17 protein-coding genes and 1 pseudogene are annotated in these 18,146 nt (G+C 34.5%); 7 read left to right on the top strand and 11 right to left on the bottom strand.

Going from position 1 to position 18,146, the window contains the following annotated elements:
* Positions 1 to 157 precede the first annotated feature (157 nt).
* Positions 158 to 1,150, bottom strand: a complete 993-nt coding sequence (locus HMPREF2658_RS09250; protein WP_000337374.1) for a choloylglycine hydrolase family protein — start codon at positions 1,148 to 1,150, stop codon at positions 158 to 160.
* Positions 1,151 to 1,383: 233 nt separating this feature from the next.
* On the opposite strand from HMPREF2658_RS09250, the gene HMPREF2658_RS09245 reads away from it, so the two are divergent.
* Positions 1,384 to 2,760: an MFS transporter gene (locus tag HMPREF2658_RS09245; RefSeq protein WP_001066539.1), complete on the top strand. Its 1,377-nt coding sequence runs from the start codon at positions 1,384 to 1,386 to the stop codon at positions 2,758 to 2,760.
* Positions 2,761 to 2,929: 169 nt separating this feature from the next.
* On the opposite strand, the pseudogene HMPREF2658_RS14625 reads toward HMPREF2658_RS09245, so the two are convergent.
* A pseudogene (locus HMPREF2658_RS14625) lies at positions 2,930 to 3,093 on the bottom strand (NADH-quinone oxidoreductase subunit L); the annotation flags it as partial.
* Positions 3,094 to 3,243: 150 nt separating this feature from the next.
* On the opposite strand from HMPREF2658_RS14625, the gene rbsR reads away from it, so the two are divergent.
* From rbsR to rbsK, 4 genes are all read left to right on the top strand, one after another.
* Positions 3,244 to 4,242, top strand: coding sequence for a ribose utilization transcriptional repressor RbsR (rbsR, locus tag HMPREF2658_RS09240; RefSeq protein WP_000757885.1), 999 nt, complete (start codon positions 3,244 to 3,246; stop codon positions 4,240 to 4,242).
* Positions 4,243 to 4,473: 231 nt separating this feature from the next.
* Entirely contained in the window at positions 4,474 to 5,355 is an 882-nt protein-coding gene (gene rbsU, locus HMPREF2658_RS09235) for a ribose/proton symporter RbsU (RefSeq protein ID WP_000029198.1), read from the top strand.
* Positions 5,356 to 5,369: 14 nt separating this feature from the next.
* On the top strand, positions 5,370 to 5,774 hold the full coding sequence (gene rbsD, locus HMPREF2658_RS09230; protein WP_000747873.1) for a D-ribose pyranase: 405 nt from the start codon (positions 5,370 to 5,372) through the stop codon (positions 5,772 to 5,774).
* Between the two features lie 27 nt (positions 5,775 to 5,801).
* Positions 5,802 to 6,716, top strand: coding sequence for a ribokinase (gene rbsK, locus HMPREF2658_RS09225; protein WP_000182734.1), 915 nt, complete (start codon positions 5,802 to 5,804; stop codon positions 6,714 to 6,716).
* Between the two features lie 97 nt (positions 6,717 to 6,813).
* Here rbsK and HMPREF2658_RS09220 read toward each other — a convergent pair whose 3' ends face one another.
* On the bottom strand, positions 6,814 to 6,948 hold the full coding sequence (locus HMPREF2658_RS09220) for a hypothetical protein (protein ID WP_031785495.1): 135 nt from the start codon (positions 6,946 to 6,948) through the stop codon (positions 6,814 to 6,816).
* Between the two features lie 18 nt (positions 6,949 to 6,966).
* Between HMPREF2658_RS09220 and HMPREF2658_RS09215 the strand changes: the two genes are divergently transcribed.
* Positions 6,967 to 7,728, top strand: a complete 762-nt coding sequence (locus HMPREF2658_RS09215) for a class I SAM-dependent methyltransferase (RefSeq protein ID WP_000031268.1) — start codon at positions 6,967 to 6,969, stop codon at positions 7,726 to 7,728.
* A gap of 574 nt (positions 7,729 to 8,302) precedes the next feature.
* Here the strand turns inward: HMPREF2658_RS09215 and HMPREF2658_RS09205 are convergent.
* Positions 8,303 to 9,739, bottom strand: coding sequence for a 6-phospho-beta-glucosidase (locus HMPREF2658_RS09205; protein WP_000164000.1), 1,437 nt, complete (start codon positions 9,737 to 9,739; stop codon positions 8,303 to 8,305).
* Between the two features lie 15 nt (positions 9,740 to 9,754).
* Positions 9,755 to 10,546, bottom strand: coding sequence for a PTS sugar transporter subunit IIAB (locus HMPREF2658_RS09200; RefSeq protein WP_000527261.1), 792 nt, complete (start codon positions 10,544 to 10,546; stop codon positions 9,755 to 9,757).
* A 146-nt stretch (positions 10,547 to 10,692) separates the two neighbouring features.
* Here HMPREF2658_RS09200 and HMPREF2658_RS09195 point away from each other — a divergent pair, with 146 nt between their 5' ends.
* The gene (locus HMPREF2658_RS09195) at positions 10,693 to 11,397 is read left to right on the top strand and encodes a GntR family transcriptional regulator (protein WP_000922315.1); all 705 of its coding nucleotides are present in this window, start codon (positions 10,693 to 10,695) and stop codon (positions 11,395 to 11,397) included.
* Between the two features lie 107 nt (positions 11,398 to 11,504).
* Here the strand turns inward: HMPREF2658_RS09195 and lrgB are convergent, their stop codons facing one another.
* From lrgB to tarS, 6 genes are all read right to left on the bottom strand, one after another.
* A complete protein-coding gene (lrgB, locus tag HMPREF2658_RS09190) occupies positions 11,505 to 12,206 on the bottom strand; it encodes an antiholin-like protein LrgB (RefSeq protein ID WP_000607067.1) in 702 nt (233 codons plus the stop codon).
* Positions 12,199 to 12,642, bottom strand: coding sequence for an antiholin-like murein hydrolase modulator LrgA (gene lrgA, locus HMPREF2658_RS09185; RefSeq protein WP_001792906.1), 444 nt, complete (start codon positions 12,640 to 12,642; stop codon positions 12,199 to 12,201). Before lrgA ends, lrgB begins: the two co-directional genes overlap by 8 nt.
* A 112-nt stretch (positions 12,643 to 12,754) precedes the next feature.
* Positions 12,755 to 13,495 (bottom strand): response regulator transcription factor LytR, encoded by a 741-nt coding sequence (locus HMPREF2658_RS09180; RefSeq protein ID WP_000645453.1) that lies wholly within the window; start codon positions 13,493 to 13,495, stop codon positions 12,755 to 12,757.
* Positions 13,496 to 13,497: 2 nt separating this feature from the next.
* Positions 13,498 to 15,252, bottom strand: coding sequence for a sensor histidine kinase (locus tag HMPREF2658_RS09175; RefSeq protein ID WP_000950280.1), 1,755 nt, complete (start codon positions 15,250 to 15,252; stop codon positions 13,498 to 13,500).
* 245 nt (positions 15,253 to 15,497) lie between these two features.
* A complete protein-coding gene (scdA, locus tag HMPREF2658_RS09170; protein ID WP_000608820.1) occupies positions 15,498 to 16,172 on the bottom strand; it encodes an iron-sulfur cluster repair di-iron protein ScdA in 675 nt (224 codons plus the stop codon).
* Positions 16,173 to 16,315: 143 nt separating this feature from the next.
* Positions 16,316 to 18,037 (bottom strand): poly(ribitol-phosphate) beta-N-acetylglucosaminyltransferase, encoded by a 1,722-nt coding sequence (gene tarS, locus HMPREF2658_RS09165; protein WP_054194484.1) that lies wholly within the window; start codon positions 18,035 to 18,037, stop codon positions 16,316 to 16,318.
* Positions 18,038 to 18,146 lie beyond the last annotated feature (109 nt).

Raw genomic sequence — 18,146 nt, 5'->3', positions numbered from 1 at the left:
ACATTGATATTAAAATGACATCTCTCACTGCGTTCGTTTAACCTTTTATAAATTTTCAAAATTAACAACTAATCATTCATCCATGTTCACGGTTCAACGCTAATGTATGATAGTAATCATCCATCAAATCATATCAACCATATTCCATTCTCAATCGCTATTGATTGTCATTCAACTTTCTAATAGTGATATGCTTCTCAGGCTTAAAAATCGTCATATCTTTTCTATTAATTAAATCATCTGTGAGCTTTAATGCTACTATTTCATTGCTGCCATAATACTTAGTATATAACGTTCTTGTAGTTAAATTTATTACGGTCTGATACATCGTATAGTGATTGTCAGCATCATGCGGACGTACAATTCCAATTGGTATATTTACCGCATCTAATAAATAAAATGCATTCATTAAATCCATTTCTTTATCATTGTTTTGAGCAATGTTTGCTTTCATAAATGCCATTCTCACAAAGCGCTCAGTTGAAGTAAATCCACCTGGCAATCCAAATGTACCTGCTTCATTGCCTAAAGGTTCAATCGTTACACCTTCCAATAAATTTGCTGTTGCTGGATAAGGAGAAATATTGATATATTGTCTTAAATTACTATAATGCCAATTTAAGTCTGGATGATTTGTTAAGACACCAATAGGGTTATCTTTTATAACCACTTCACCCTCTTTAAATGAAACTTCGACTGAATGTCCAGTTGCATCGGAAACATGATAATGCAATGGCGGAACTTCACCGATATCATTTAAATATACAGCTACAACATGTATTTGGGATGCTTGTTGTTTCATATCTTCAATGCTTGTTGTATATCCCAAAATCCATGTCACAATTTCATTTTGCGTAATATTCATCGCGTCCGCTTTGTGTGTTGAGCCATATGAACTATAACCTCGGAAATATTGTGTTGAAATGGCAACGCCATGTTCATTAACACCATCACCATAAATAAAACCTTCCATATCTGTTCCTGTACCAATAAAGCCATATTGCGTTTGGCCTGTCGTGCCAGTGCGAGATGTCCAACGATAATTTCTAGGCGTCACTGCTGGCGAACCATCTAATGGATAATCATAATCCATTGTGCGCCCAAGAAGTACTTGATTATTTAAAGTTTGTATTGTAAATCCTGTGCACATTGTTCTCACTCCTCTGTACCTTCATTTACTTTAATCACTTTCAAATAAAGCTGTTTCACTTAAACATACTATAAAAAATCAATCATACAAGCAATTAATTGATATTCATTCTCAATAACTGTGGTATGATATGTAAGGAAATCATGACTTATGTGTGAGTGAACGATCATCTATACATCCGTTCACTTCATCTCATGACTTTCTATATTTAATTTTTACAAGGAGTGACATCTGTGAATAACACACAATCTTCACCACGCAGTAATATTATTATTGCGATTATGTTGTCTGCATTAACATATTGGTTGTTTGCACAATCATTTATTAATATAGGACCTCTCGTTGGTCAAACGTATCAAACCTCTCCTGCCGTGTTAAATTTATCTATTAGTTTAACTTCCTTCGCCACAGGTATCTTCATGGTGGCTGCAGGTGATATTGCTGATAAAATAGGACAACTGAGAATGACATACATGGGTCTCATAATCAGTATGTTTGCATCTCTTCTATTAATTATATCGGACATCACTGCACTGCTCATCATCGGTAGAATTTTACAAGGTCTATCAGCAGCTATCTTGTTACCTTCAACAGTTGGCGTTTTAAATAATCAATTTAAAGGAGATCATTTAAGACGAGCGATTAGTTATCTAATGATTAGTACTGTTGGTGGCATCGGCCTAGCTGGTGTTATCGGCGGTTTAATTGCCACAAATTTCGGATGGCAAACGAATTTCATCATTAGTATCGTCATTGCTTTCATTGCCATATTGCTTCTAAAAGGCACACCTGAAAAAGTAAGTCAACATAGCCACCGTCATCCATTCGATTACAAAGGTATGTCTATTTTTGCTGTTATGATTGGAAGCTTTACATTATTGTTAACACAAGGATTCGAACAAGGTTGGTTTAGTACATTTTCATTCATTTGTCTGAGCATTTTTATCATCACTACGTTGATATTCATCATCATCGAACGTCGACATGAAGTACCTTTTATTGATTTCTCAGTATTACGCAACCGTCCGTTCATTGGTGCATTTTTAAATAACTTTGTTTTAAATAGTGGTCTAGGCGTAACAGTGGTCTTTTTCATATATGCTCAAACACACCTTGGTTTATCAGCTGCGCAATCTGGACTTGTTACATTGCCATATGCCATTGTGGCAGTTGCGATGATTCGTTTAGGTGAAAAAGCAACATTACGTTTCGGTGGCAAATTGATGCTCATCATTGGTCCGTTGTTCCCTGTCATCGGCATCACTATTATTAGCATGACATCACTTCAACCATCACAATATATCATTGCTGTTGTTATTGGGTTTGTCATTTGCGCAATCGGAAATGGTTTAGTCGCAACACCCGGCCTTACAATTGCAATTTTCAGTATGCCTAATGAAAAAGTTGGTTTAGCTACAGGATTATATAAAATGAGTGGTACACTAGGTGGCGCCTTTGGTATAGCATTAAGTACTACAGTTTTCAGTATATTACAACTAAACTATGCACCAAGTGTAGCTGCAACTGTAACATTTATCGTTAGCATTGTATTAATGATACTCGGCTCATTATCTGCATACATGATCATTCCAAAAACAGTTAAATCTTAAATATAATAGAAGAATCATGTTTCGAAATATCTGTATCACTTTAAAATGATATACATCAATTTCTATAAAAATAAGCGAACTGAATAAATAAAGATTCAATTAACGCATCAGTATTAGGATTCACTCTAAAACGATTAATAGTTTTATAAGAAGGTGTTTGATCTTGAGCTAACCACATCATTTCGTTATATTTTTTAATACTTTTTTCAAATACAAAAGCCATTATTTAAAATAATGGCTTTTGTATTTTTCATCACAATAAAGATTTTAAAATTCTTGTTATCATAATCATTAAAAGTTATTGAACCTTAATAATATATTCTCTCGCCTCAACCTTAATCGCATACTATAGACGTCTGTTTGTAGACAATAAAAGTCATGCACCTCTGCTTATGTCATCAAATGCTTATCATGATATGATGAATATAATAATCGGGTATATAACTGTATGATTAATTACACAATAAAGAGAAGGAATATAATATGAAAAAAGTGTCAATTAAAGATGTTGCTAGAGAAGCTGGTGTATCAGTTACAACTGTGTCACATATTTTAAATCATAATGATAGTCGTTTTTCCGCAACAACGATAAAAAACGTACATGCCGTTTCAGAACGTTTAGGCTATGCCCCTAACAAACATGCAAAACAATTGCGCGGCAGTAAAATTCAAACTATTGGCGTCATTTTGCCTAGCTTAACAAATCCGTTTTTCTCAGCACTGATGCAAAGTATTCATGACCACAAACCATCTGATGTTGATTTATGCTTTTTAACATCTACAGCAACTGATTTGTATGACAATATTAAACATTTAATTGATCGAGGTATTGACGGATTAATTATCGCACAATACATTTCATCCCCGGATGCCCTAAATAACTATCTAAAGAAACATCATGTACCTTATGTCGTACTGGATCAAAATGACCATCAAGGCTATACAGATTTTGTTCGGACAAATGAATATCAAGGCGGACAACTTGCAGCACAACATTTAGTAGAACTCGGTCACAACAATATGATGATTGTTGCACCATATGACATGATGGCGAATATGTCGACTCGTGTCGCTGGATTTGTTGATACTTTGCGCGCGAATCAATTGCCCGAACCACAAATCGTCCATACTGAATTATCTAAGCACGGTGGGCTAACCATTGTTGATGACATCATGGTTCAATCTGCCACTGCAATCTTCGCCATTAACGATGAACTCGCTATTGGTATTTTACGAGGATTAATTGAACATGGCATCAGTATCCCGAAAGATATCTCATTAATAGGTTATGACGACATTGATTATGCAGCGTACGTCTCACCACCTTTAACTACTGTGGCACAACCTATAACTGATATTGGCAAAACATCTTTAACCTTATTACTTCAACGATTACAGCACTTAGATAAATCCATTGATATGATTGAATTATCAACGACTTTAAAAATTCGTGCAACAACTGGCTATCATCTTTCAAACTAACTACGTATCTTCCGAAATTTACTCATCATTGTTATGCCCTTAGCGTTGCTTTAATGCTGAGGGTTTTTAATCATAATTATTTCACTTAGAAATTAAAATAATAATGTATGAATTTTTAAATATGATTTAAACGTTTTCAGTTTTTATGAAAACGCATGCATTTTACAAATAAAAATGGTACGATGGCACTGGTAAAACGTTTTACTAAAAACAAATCGTGAGGTGTATAACATGAGCATTGTTGCATTACTTATCGGGTTAGGCCCCTTAATTGGCTGGGGATTCTTCCCAACAGTCGCTTCAAAGTTTGGTGGTAAACCCGTACATCAAATTATCGGTGCTACTGTAGGTACGTTAATCTTCGCTATTATATTAGCCGTAGTCACATCAAGTGGCTTCCCTACTGGAACAAATTTACTATTCGCCTTATTATCAGGTGCAGGATGGGGATTCGGACAAATCATTACATTTAAAGCGTTCGAATTAGTCGGTTCATCTCGTGCAATGCCTGTCACAACAGCATTCCAATTATTAGGCGCATCTTTATGGGGTGTCTTTGCATTAGGAAATTGGCCGGGCATTGGTCACAAAATCATTGGCTTTACAGCTTTAGTCGTTATTTTAATTGGTGCGCGTATGACAGTTTGGAGTGAACGCAAAGAAGCAAGTAACGCCAAAAATTTACGTCGTGCAGTGATTCTTCTGTTAATTGGTGAATTTGGATACTGGTTATATTCAGCCGCACCGCAAGCAACTTCTATCGATGCCCTAACTGCCTTTTTACCTCAAGCAATGGGTATGGTAATTGTTGCAGTCATTTATGGCTTTATGAATATGAAAGCAGAGAATCCATTTCGTAATAAAATTACATGGTTACAAATTATTTCAGGTTTCTTCTTTGCATTTGGTGCCTTAACATATCTTATTTCAGCACAACCTAATATGAATGGTTTAGCAACTGGATTTATTCTTTCTCAAACATCCGTTGTGCTTGCTACATTAACTGGTATTTATTTCTTAAAACAACATAAAACATCAAAAGAAATGGTTATTACAATTATCGGCTTAGTACTCATTTTAGTAGCCGCTTCTGTTACAGTATTTATAAAATAAGGAGTGTAGATGTCATGAAAAAATCAGCTGTTTTAAATGAACATATTTCAAAAGCAATCGCGACAATTGGTCATTTTGACCTATTAACAATTAATGACGCTGGCATGCCAATTCCAAATGATCATCGCCGTATCGACCTAGCTGTCACTAAAAACTTACCACGCTTTATTGATGTCTTAGCCACAGTGTTAGAAGAAATGGAAATCCAAAAAATATACTTAGCAGAAGAAATAAAAGAACATAATCCTACACAATTGCAACAAATTAAACAATTGATTTCATCGGAAATCGAAATCATTTTCATTCCTCACGAAGAAATGAAAAGTAACTTAGCTCACCCATTAAATAAAGGTAATATTCGTACTGGTGAAACAACGCCCTACTCTAATATTGCATTAGAATCGAATGTTACTTTTTAAAAGTTATAACTTGAAAGGAGCATACACATGACCAACAAAGTTGTTATTTTAGGTTCAACGAATGTCGATCAATTTTTAACAGTTGAAAGATATGCACAACCAGGCGAAACATTACATGTTGAAGAAGCACAAAAAGCATTCGGCGGAGGTAAAGGTGCCAACCAGGCTATTGCCACTGCACGCATGCAAGCAGACACAACATTTATTACTAAAATTGGCACTGATGGCGTTGCTGATTTCATCTTAGAAGATTTTAAAGCGGCTCATATTGATACATCATTTATTATCAAAACAACTGAAGCAAAAACAGGCCAAGCCTTTATCACTGTGAATGCAGAAGGACAAAACACCATCTATGTTTATGGTGGTGCGAATATGACGATGACACCTGAAGATGTTATTAACGCAAAAGACGCTATAATCAATGCAGACTTTGTCGTTGCACAATTAGAAGTGCCCATCCCGGCTATTATATCTGCATTTGAAATTGCCAAGGCACATGATGTGACGACAGTATTAAATCCTGCACCAGCGAAAGCATTACCTAATGAATTATTATCACTAATCGATATTATTGTGCCAAACGAAACAGAAGCCGAATTGTTATCTGGGATTAAAGTAACTAATGAACAATCTATGAAAGACAATGCTAATTACTTTTTATCTTTAGGCATTAAGACTGTTTTGATTACGCTAGGTAAGCAAGGTACATATTTTGCTACTAAAAATCAAAGCCAACACATCGAAGCTTATAAAGTAAATGCGATTGATACAACTGCTGCAGGCGACACATTTATTGGTGCATTTGTCAGTCGCTTAAACAAGTCGCAAGATAACTTAGCAGATGCTATTGATTTTGGTAATAAAGCGAGCTCACTCACTGTACAAAAACACGGCGCGCAAGCATCTATTCCTCTACTAGAAGAAGTAAATCAGGTTTAAATGAATCAAACACAGCTATGATATGAAGGTTTAGCATATAACTTGCAACATTCGTATATCATGGCTGTGCTTTTTTATCTTTATAAAACATCATCTATTAGAAATAATTTTCCACTAAACCTATGCTTGATAACTCATGTTTAGTTATAAATGAAGTGACAATTTTTTGTAATCTTTTTAACTTCCAAATTATCGCATATAAATATGCTATATTAATGATAATAATTATCAATTAAAAGGAGGTTATGCTATGTCTAAAGAAGCTGGTCATACATTTTTAGCTAAATTAGGAAAAACTCGTCTACGCCCCGGTGGTAAAGAAGCAACAGATTGGTTAATACAACAAGGGGCATTTTCACAAGATAAACAAGTGTTAGAAGTGGCATGTAATATGTGCACAACATCTATTTATCTAGCTCATACATATGGCTGTCACATTCAAGGCGTTGATATAAATAAGAAAGCATTAGAAAAAGCACAGGAAAATATTTCAGCAGCAGGTCTTGAATCATATATTCAAGTTCAACAAGCGAATGCTGTTAAATTGCCCTTTGACGACAATCAATTCGATATCGTTTTAAATGAAGCAATGTTAACGATGTTACCCATCGCCATAAAGGAAAAAGCATTACGCGAGTACTACCGAGTCTTAAAGCCTGGGGGGATCTTGTTAACACATGATATTGTCATCGTTAATGAATCACATGCCACACATGTAGTTAAATCATTATCTGCAGCAATTAATGTCAATGTCTCACCGCAGACGAAACTTGGCTGGTTAGATTTATATAATCAAGCTGGTTTTAATCATGTGCATTATCATACTGGTCCAATGAGTTTAATGACACCAAAAGGTTTAATTTATGACGAAGGTATTGTTGGAACTATAAAGATTATCAACAATGCTTTAAAAAAAGAAAATCGACCAATGTTTTGTAAAATGTTTAAAACGATGACTAAATTGCGTAAAGATATGAATTATATTACTTTTGTCGCTAAAAAAGAGCACTAAATATAATGCCACTAACTGTACTTTGTATCTATGTTTGACTGTCACTTTAATTTCTTTGTGACACTAATCATCTACTTAACAATATCGTTATCGTTGATTAGTAGGTCATCAATTTTGGTTAAAGACTTTTATAAACACTCAAACATTAACACTATACATACTTGGTTAGTGGCATTATTTTTTTCTTAAAATTTTAACATCACGGGATTGGAACAGAAATGATAAAGGGAGTAAGACAAAAATGATATTTTCGCAAAATTTATTTCTGTCTCTCCCCAACTTGCATTGCCTGTAGAAATTGGTGTTCCAATTTCTCTGTGTTGGGGCCCCGCCAACTTGCATTGCCTGTTGAAATTGGTGTTCCAATTTCTCAGTGTTGGGGCCCCGCCAACTTGCATTGCCTGTTGAAATTGGTGTTCCAATTTCTCTGTGTTGGGGGCCTGCCAACTCGCACATTATTGTAAGCTGTATTTTCGCCAGCTTCTGTGTTGGGAGCCCGCCAATATAACACTGTAGGGCCTGAGACATTAATTTATGTCTCGGGCTCTAACCCTAAAATATTTATAATATACCTTTATAATTTATCTCCATTTGATGCTATCACTTGTTGATACCAATAGAACGAATCTTTTTTCAAGCGTTCCATCGTGCCATGACCATCATTATCTCGATCAACATATATTAAACCATAGCGTTTCTTCATTTCACCGGTTGTAAATGAAACAATATCAATAATTCCCCATGGCGTATAACCGATTAAATCTACACCATCTTGATCAACTGCTTCCATCGCTGCTGTAATATGTGCTTTTAAATATTCAATGCGATAATCATCATGAATATGTCCATCTACCACTTCATCAACTGCACCAAAACCATTTTCCACAATAAAAAGTGGCAACTGATAACGATCATATAACACATTCAATGTATATCTTAAGCCATCTGGATCAATCGCCCAACCCCAATCACTCGTTGCGATATGCGGATTCTCCACAGAATGATTCAAACCACCGTTGACGATGTTGTTTTCAACTGTAGTATCAACATCATGTTTTACAGCCGTAGACATGTAATAACTAAAGCCAATATAATCAACCGTGCCCTGCTGTAAAATACTGTCGTCCCCTTCTTGCCATCCAAAATCATATCCTTTTCGTGCCAACATTTTTTTAGCATAGCTTGGATAATAACCTCTTACTTGAACATCCGGGAAAAAGAAACGTAAGCGATTCGCAATTTGTGCTTCCATCATATCTTTCGGATGACACGAATATGGATAAATGGGTACATGTGAAATCATTGTTCCAATCTTAAACTTCGGATTAATCTCTTTACCAAGACGAACTGCTAAAGCACTGGCTAAAAGTTCATGATGTGCTACTTGATACAAGACTTCTTCAGGATTATCATTTTCTGTCAATGCTACCCCAGAATTCGTCCATAAAAAGATAGGATTTGATGTGTCCATCTGATTATTAATTTCATTAAACGTCATCCAATATGTCACTTTATCTTTATATCTTTCAAATACAACACGCGCAAAATGCACAAAATAATCGACAACTTCTCTATTTCTAAATCCACCATAATATTTCGCTAAATGAAGTGGCATCTCAAAATGTGATAAAGTCACAACAGGTTCAATACCTTGTGCAATTAATTCATCAAAGATACGATCATAAAAGGCGAGTCCTTCTTCATTTGGCACATCTTCATCCCCATTCGGAAAGATACGTGTCCACGCAATCGACGTGCGTAAACATTTCAATCCCATTTCTTTAAACAAGGCAATATCTTCCTTATAACGATGATAAAAATCAATACCTTCATGATTTGGATAATAGTGATTGGGGTCTATAGATTCTGTAATCTGACGTGCTTTGCCATGTGCACCACTCGTCATAACATCAATTACACTTAACCCTTTGCCACCTTTATCATATCCACCTTCAAATTGATTTGCGGCAAGAGCGCCACCCCACATAAAATTTTGCGGTAATTTTGTCATTATTACAACACACTCCTAGCTTTTAAATATTTTAAAAATAACATCTTCAGTCGTAATGATTTCATTCATTGTCAGTTCTACTTTTCCTAAATCGGCAGAATTGCTAATAACGACAATAACGTCTGAGTTATAACCTTGCTCCTGAATATATTGTTGATCGAATTGTAGCAGTGTTTGCCCTGCTTCAACACGATCATTTTGCTTTACAAAGCACTTGAATCCTTTACCTTCCAAGTCAACTGTATTCACGCCAATATGAATGACTATGTCCACACCTTCTTCTGATCGAATACCGATAGCATGTTTAGTAGGTACAATCATTGAGACTTTACCACTAAATGGTGCAATCACTTTAAATTCTTCATGAGCTTTAATTGCCAAACCTTCGCCTACCATTTTCTCTCTAAAAATTGAATCTCTAACTTCTTTAAGCAAGATACGACGACCAGCGATTGGTGCTTTCACTAAAATTGGTGTTGTCACTTTTGCTTGCGCTTTCTGTTCTGTTTCTTGAGTATCCACAGCATCATGATTCGTATCTTCTTGATGCTTGGCGTCGTCCATTAACAATTGTAATTGTTGATATACATATTTTACTTCTTCATTAAATACGATAACTAACTGTGTTTCATTTTCATCAACTGACGCCACGCCATCTATTTGTGTTACTTCATTAGCAGTAGAAGGAATTGCATGATGCATATGAATGGTCATGCGTACCGTATCATACGAAACATTAACAATATTTTCGACACCCCCTACAGCTGTAAGGATGTCTTGAGCATAATCTTTATATTTATTGCCCATAAGTATTACCCCCTCAACTTGATAATAGAATGGAAATATATGACTTATCATAATTATAATTGTACCGGTTCATTTTGTAAATGCCGATACAATTATAATATTTTGTGCTATAATACTTACAGATAAAGTGAAATGAGGATAAAATATTGTTAAAGTACGAACATATTGCTAAGCAACTTAATGCGTTTATACATCATTCTAATTTCAAACCTGGTGATAAGTTGCCAAGTGTAACGCAATTAAAAGAACGTTATCAAGTAAGTAAGAGTACTATCATTAAAGCATTAGGCTTATTGGAACAAGATGGTTTGATCTATCAGGCACAAGGTAGCGGTATATATGTGAGAAATATTGCAGATGCAAATCGTATCAATGTTTTTAAGACCAATGGTTTTTCTAAAAGTTTAGGCGAGCATCGTATGACGAGTAAGGTACTTGCTTTCGAAGAAATTGCAACGCCACCTAAATCTGTGCAAGATGAACTTCAGTTAAATCCCAATGATACTGTGTACTATTTAGAACGATTACGCTTTGTTGATGAAGATATTTTATGTATCGAATATTCTTATTATCATAAAGAGGTTGTAAAATATTTAACTGCAGAGATCGCTAAAGGTTCCATCTTCGACTATTTAGAGTCAAACATGAAACTACGTGTTGGATTTTCAGATATTTTCTTTAATGTAGACCAGCTTACTTCAAGTGAAGCGGCATTACTACAATTATCTGCAGGCGAACCATGTTTACGTTATCACCAAACGTTTTATACAATGACTGGCAAACCTTTTGATTCATCTGACATCGTATTTCATTATCGTCATGCACAGTTTTATATCCCAAGTAAAAAGTAGTACATACATCAAAACGTCTATATTCCAGTTATCAACCGGAGTATAGACGTTTTTTTTCGATAATAACAATGGCTCAAACTGCTATTATCTTGCTTAGATTTTTCGTTTTAGAAGAATATTGCTACAAAGACAGGCACAACTGCTACAACAACTACACCAACTAACACTAAAGCTATACTTGCCATTGATTCTTCTACAGGTCCTAATTCTTTGGCTGGTGCTACACCTAATGTGTGACCACTTGTTCCAAGTGCTAATCCTCGGGCAATAGGGTTAGTAATTCGGAAAAGCTTCAAGAATTTATTACCTAGGGCATAAATAATGACACCATTTAAAATAACTGCTAATGATGTTAATTCTTTTATACCACCGATACCAGCTGATACTGGTAACGCAATCGCTGTAGTTGCTGCTTGAGGTAACATTGATAAAATAACATCATTGGCAAATTGTGCTAACTTCGCAAAAGTTAAAATAATTAATAACGCTACAACTGTACCGATACCAATACCTCCGATGATACGATGCCAATGTTTAACAAGCACTTCACGCTTTTTATATAACGGAATCGCAAAACAGATTGTTGCTGGTTCTAAGAAGAAGTAAATAATGTCTCCACCTATTTTGTAAGTCTTATACGGAATGCCTGTTAAATAGAGGAAGGCTACACCAAATACCATACTGACAAATAGCGGTGCGAATAAGAAGAAACGATTTGTTTTTTCAAATAATATGGTCGCTAAGAAAAATGGTATAACGGATAACAGTATTCCGAAGTAAGGTGTGTTTAGTGCTAAGTGGTTAATCATGAGCTTGTGCCTCCTCTATTTTGATCTTTTTTGTGACTTTGTCACCTTTAGATCTCGAAGTAACTTTCATAATAATTTGTGTGACATAGCCAGTACAAATAAGTAATAGTATTGTTGAGACGATTATTAGTCCAATGATTAAAAATGGTGCTTGGCTAATGACACCTAAAGAGTTAACAACTGAGATACCGGCTGGTACGAAGAGTAAGCCAATGTTATTTGTTAGTGTCGTTCCTACTTTTTCGACTTCGCCTAACTTAACAGCACCAGTACATAATAATACAAATAATAATACTAAACCGATTACTGATGCAGGCATAGGAATTGGCATAAATGATTCAATTATTTTCGATACAAAGAGTACTAAAGCAATTACAATGACTTGGTGAAAAAAGTGTGCTGGTTTTGATGCGTCTTTTTGTTGTTTCACGACCATTGCCTCCTACGTTTGATTTAACTAAAGTATAGATGGCTCACTTCGATTTGCGTGAATTTTAGTCCGAAATACAAAATATCATAGGTAAAATGCATAAAAAAAAGGATTACTGTTAAAGTAATCCTATCGACGCTTTAAAATCTTTCATAAATGAACGTCCAACTTGCATCTTGACACCATTTGTCAATATTACCATATAAGTGTAGTTAAACCATTGTTGCACTTCTTTAATGTGTTTCGTATTAATAATATATGAACGATGAATACGTATGAAATAAGCGGGATTCAATCGTTTTTCATAACGATTCAATGGCTCTGTTGTTTCGTATTTATGATTCGTTGTATGTATGGTTGTAATACCATTATGTGTGCCAATCCCAATAATATTTTGTTGCTTTAACATGTGAATTTTATCGTCAATTTCAACAGGTAAACTTTGATCAAAATTCGCCGACATATCATTCGCAATTGCATTTGCGCTATTATCATCTTTGGCTTTAGTCGCACGAACTTTATTGACTGCTTGTTCAATACGTTTTTGACCAAACGGTTTCAAAATATAGTCTGTCGCATTTAATTCAAATGCCTGTACTGCGTATTGGTCATGTGCAGTTGCAAAAATAATCGCAGGTGGCTCTTTCATCTTTTGAATTTTAGCTCCTAATTCGATACCATTTTCATCCATTAAATTGACATCTAAAAATATAATGTCATATTGATTTATCAGTAGTGCTTCCAATGTTTCTTTTACATTTTCTGCCTCATTAATTTCTTCAAAACCACCAATTTCATTTAATAAATATGTTAATTCATTACGTGCTAATGGCTCATCATCTATGATTAATGCTTTCATATTTATTCCTCCTCTTGTCTTTCATAAGGAAGTACACACCAAAAAGTGGTACCGCTCGATGTCGATTCAAATTGTAATGCTGCGGATTTTCCAAATAATCCTTTTAGGCGTAAGTTTAAATTTTCTAAAGCACTACCAGTTCCAGATTCTGATTCTACAGATGTTTCTCCCAACAAATGCATTTTATCTTTAGAAATACCCTGACCATTATCTTGTACAATAATACGTACATGTGTTGCAGTTTCTTTAATCACTGACACGTCAATATCGTTACCTTGCTTTCGATTCGTAAACGCATGTTTGATGGCATTTTCAACTAAAATTTGAATTAAAAATGGTGGTACAAGCACATCGCGATATTTGTCTTCAACATTAATATTGATATTAAATCTTCCTGGATAACGTGCTTGTTCAAGTGATAAGTATGCACGCACTTGACTTAACTCTTTATCTAAAGTAATCGTATGTTGCTTAGAGCCTTGTAAATTCGCTCTGAAAAAATAACTCAATTCTAATAGTAACTCTCGTGCCTTTTCGCTATTTATTCTAACTAAAGCTGAAATCGTGTTAATTGAATTGAAGAAAAAATGTGGACTCACTTGTGCCTGTAATGACTTAATTTCAGCATCTTTCAATAACTTACTTTGCGTTTCGGCTTCACCAAGTTCAATTTGGCTACTAAAAATATTTGCCAATCCTTCTGCAAGTTGACGTTCCACAAAAGTTAAATCATTAGGGTTTGTAAAATACATCTTCAATGTACCGACGATAGAACCATGCATCTCAAGTGGTATCACGATAGCTGCTCTAAGCGGGCAATTCGGATGACTACAACCAATTTCTTCTTTAGTATGAACTTCTTTCAACTTTCCTGATTTCAATACATCTTTAGACAGACTTGTTAATATTTCATTTGTTGGTATGTGATGATCACTACCTGCACCTACATGCGATAAGATTTCATTTTTGCTTGTAATTGCTACGGCAGATACTTTCATTAAATTTTTAATAATCATCGCAATTTGCTGTGCCGATTCTCTATTCAATCCTTCTTTAAAATACGGCAATGTCTGGTTCATCAATTGCAGTACATCATGTGTTTGAACAGCCTTCATTTGCTCCTCTTGCTTTAATGTTGAAATGATAATAGACATAAAAATCGCCGTACCAACGCTATTAACAATAATCATTGGTAGTGCAATTAATGATATGAGGTCAACCGCATATGCTTTGTCGTGGGAAAATGTTAAAATGCTCAACATTTGAATCATTTCCATAACAATTCCAATCATGGCACTTTTCGCAATACTCGGGTAACGCTTGCGTCTTTGAGCTTGTAAACCAAAATAACCAGCAATTATACCGATAAATATAGATGAGATAAGATAAACTTGTGCATCCGCCCCACCCATATACACTCTGAAAACACCTGAAATAACGCCAACAAATAGACCTACAAAATGGCCACCAACTAATCCTGCGACACCTATCGTTAATACACGTGTGTTAGCTAAAGATACATCATCATCTAAACGGAAGTACACACTTCCTGACAAACTATGTTGATGATCGATGACGATACCAGTTAAATTAGACATTAAGGCAAACAAACTGAAAATAATACATAATTGCCAACGTGCTTTCCATGTACGTCGACGATTCATTAAGTTTTTAAAATATGGAATATTCATCAACACATAGGCCAAAATAATAATTAAACCTACACGCTCAAGTAATAACATTGTTAGCGATAGCACGATAGCACCTCAGTGAATTATAATTATGTTTATTTTATCATAATAGTGCATGTAAAATTCATGAATAAATTATTAAAAAAACACACTACTATTTAATTACCTATACCATTAAAATTTTATATCAATTTTTATGCTAAGTTGACAATTTTCCTTTTCAAAATAATGACTATCAGGTCACTAAATTTCTGTTAAGTATAGCGAAAAACTGCTGACATTACTTTGCCAACAGTTTCTAATCGCGTTATTTATGATACTTTTTTAAATAAAACATGATTCTCTAAATGAACATGCTCATGTGTTAACACTTCAAGTGCTTTTAATCTCTGATAAACGAGTCGCCAAGTACCACATGCCTCTATCGGTGGTTCATAGCTTGATGTTAAATCGCTCATTTTCACTAACAATTGTCCCGTTGCAATGTGATCAGATACTAAATCATCAATCACTGTATTAATATCGTCTACTACTTCACCTTGTTCATATTTAATTAGTTTTGGAAAATCAACATCATCTTCTTTTTGCATATGCTCTAACATGCCATTTTTAAATGTATCATATGTTTCTTTTAACTCGACTAAATATGGATGATTAGGTCCATGTACTTTTGATAATTTCGTCACATAAGGTGTTAAATTTTTAAATTCTTCTCTAAGAGGTTCATGATATGCTGCTTGAATATATTGAATAAGTGACGAAACATTTAAAAATTTAGGGTTAAGCGAACCTGGTGTATTCGTTTGTTCAACGTCGTTGAGACGCTGTAATAATTCGTTCAAATCTACATTTTTCTTTTCTAAGGATGCTGCTTCTATACTTACTTGTCCACCGCAACAAAAGTCTATACCTACGCTTCTAAAAATATCTGCTGCTTTCGGATAATCTGTTACTATATCTGCTACTATGTCATTTTTATTTATCATTATAGACGACCTCCTCATTTTCAGTGTATACAATTTAATGTATATGAAAATGAAAATCAGGGAAATGTCATAATCATTTCATAAATAGCAAAATAAAACCCTCAAATCATGTTAGTTCACATAGATTTGAGGGCATTTATTATTTATTTTAGCGAGTAAGTCATATGTGCAGTGTTTAACTTAACAATATTTTTGAAATCTCGCTTCTTAATATCTTTACTAAGTATGATTTCCACTTCGTTTTCTGACGTTTGGCTTAACATTCCCATAATCATGTCGTCTTTTAGCACGACACTAGCCATACCTTCTTCAAATACATAACCACGATCCAGACCAGTTAAAATGATTTTGTTCTTACCTTTTAACTTCATTGAGATTGAATCCGTTAATGTAATAGCTGTAAAGTATAACGAAATGTTATTAAAGTCTTTTGTGAAATACGGTGTTAATCTATAAAAATCATTATTCAAATGAATTAATGCACTTGTTTCTGCAGTATATGCATATTTATTACGTTGATTACCAACACGCACTTCAAATACTTCCGTACCTATTTGGACTTCTAAGAAAACATCCCAAATTTTTTCTTTAGGTAAATACGATTTAATATCTTCTAACATAATGTTAAAACGATATTGTTTATTCGCATTTACACTTAAAGGTACATACATTGTATGCTTCTTGTTTCGTGAATGTAATTTAAGTCTGACATCATAATGTCCTTCGCCAATCATAAATTCATTTAACGTTAGCTCTGTAACAATTTTATGATTATCAAATTTAAATGCTGTCATTTTCACTTTCGGTTTAGCAATATCAATACCTTCAAAGTATGGTTCGCCTTCATTGAACTGAATGTTCAATTTTCCATCAACAATATCAAAGTGGTAGTACTGACCTTGGCGATAGCTTTCTTCCACAGTTCTATAGTTATCTATATCTTTCGCTCTCGCATAATGTAACAATGGTCGTAATTTACTCATTACCAATGCATCTACGCGTTCAGGAACTGCTTGTATAAAATCGCCTAAAGCATTCAGCCATTGCGGTTGATCTTCTAGTTTAACTTTTAGTGAAAAGCCATTCGTACGAGAAAAACTAAAATGACGATTTAAAAATTCTGCTAAGATTTGATCTTTATGGGCTTCTTCTAAATCTGCATTTAATATTTCTACAGCAATCAATCTCATGACTTCGTAAAAGTCTTCAGGTGAAACATACGCACTACTCATATGTTCCCCTTCACGCTTTGTAGCATAATAATACGCTTTATCACTTAACACACTGATTCGATTTGCATTCAAATATGCTTTCATCGTAAATAATTGATCTTCTGCGCTCTTTAATTCTTCTGGGAAATAAATGTCATTATCTTTTAGTAATGCTGTTCTATAGATTTTAGTCGGGCTTAGAGTATAAATAATTCCTGAATTTAACAAAGTCACTTCAGGCGCTGTTTCTTTAAACATAGATTGTGGTACCCCACGACCATTGACACCTTTCATTTTAATCAACAAAACATCTGAATGATGTTCATCAATAAATGCTGCTGCATCCTTTAATGTTTCTTTGTTAATATAGTCATCAGAATCCACGAATAATACAAATTCACCTTCTGCTTGTCTTAATGCAACGTTTCTCGGTTTACCTGGGCCTCCTGAATTTGTTTCAAGTTGATCCACTTTTAAGTTCAACTTATTACGATACTTTTCAACGATTTGTAATGTTTGATCTGTTGAACAGTCATCAACAACAATTACTTCAAATTCAGTTTTCGGAAAATCTTGTTTCGCAAGGCTATTAAGTAATTCTGTTATATACTTTTCTGAATTGTATGTTGGAACTATTACTGAAAATTTCATCATTATACCTCTCCCACTTTGACTACTATATAAACTTAGCTACCAAATAAATTTCTGACTAAACGCTCACTTGATCGGCCATCTTGATATTTAAAATGTTTATCTAAGAATG

It is taken from the genome of Staphylococcus sp. HMSC062H10 (assembly GCF_001836945.1).
Classification (GTDB): domain Bacteria; phylum Bacillota; class Bacilli; order Staphylococcales; family Staphylococcaceae; genus Staphylococcus; species Staphylococcus aureus.
Note: the sequence above shows the minus strand (reverse complement) of the source record. Positions and strands in the feature narration are given on the sequence as shown.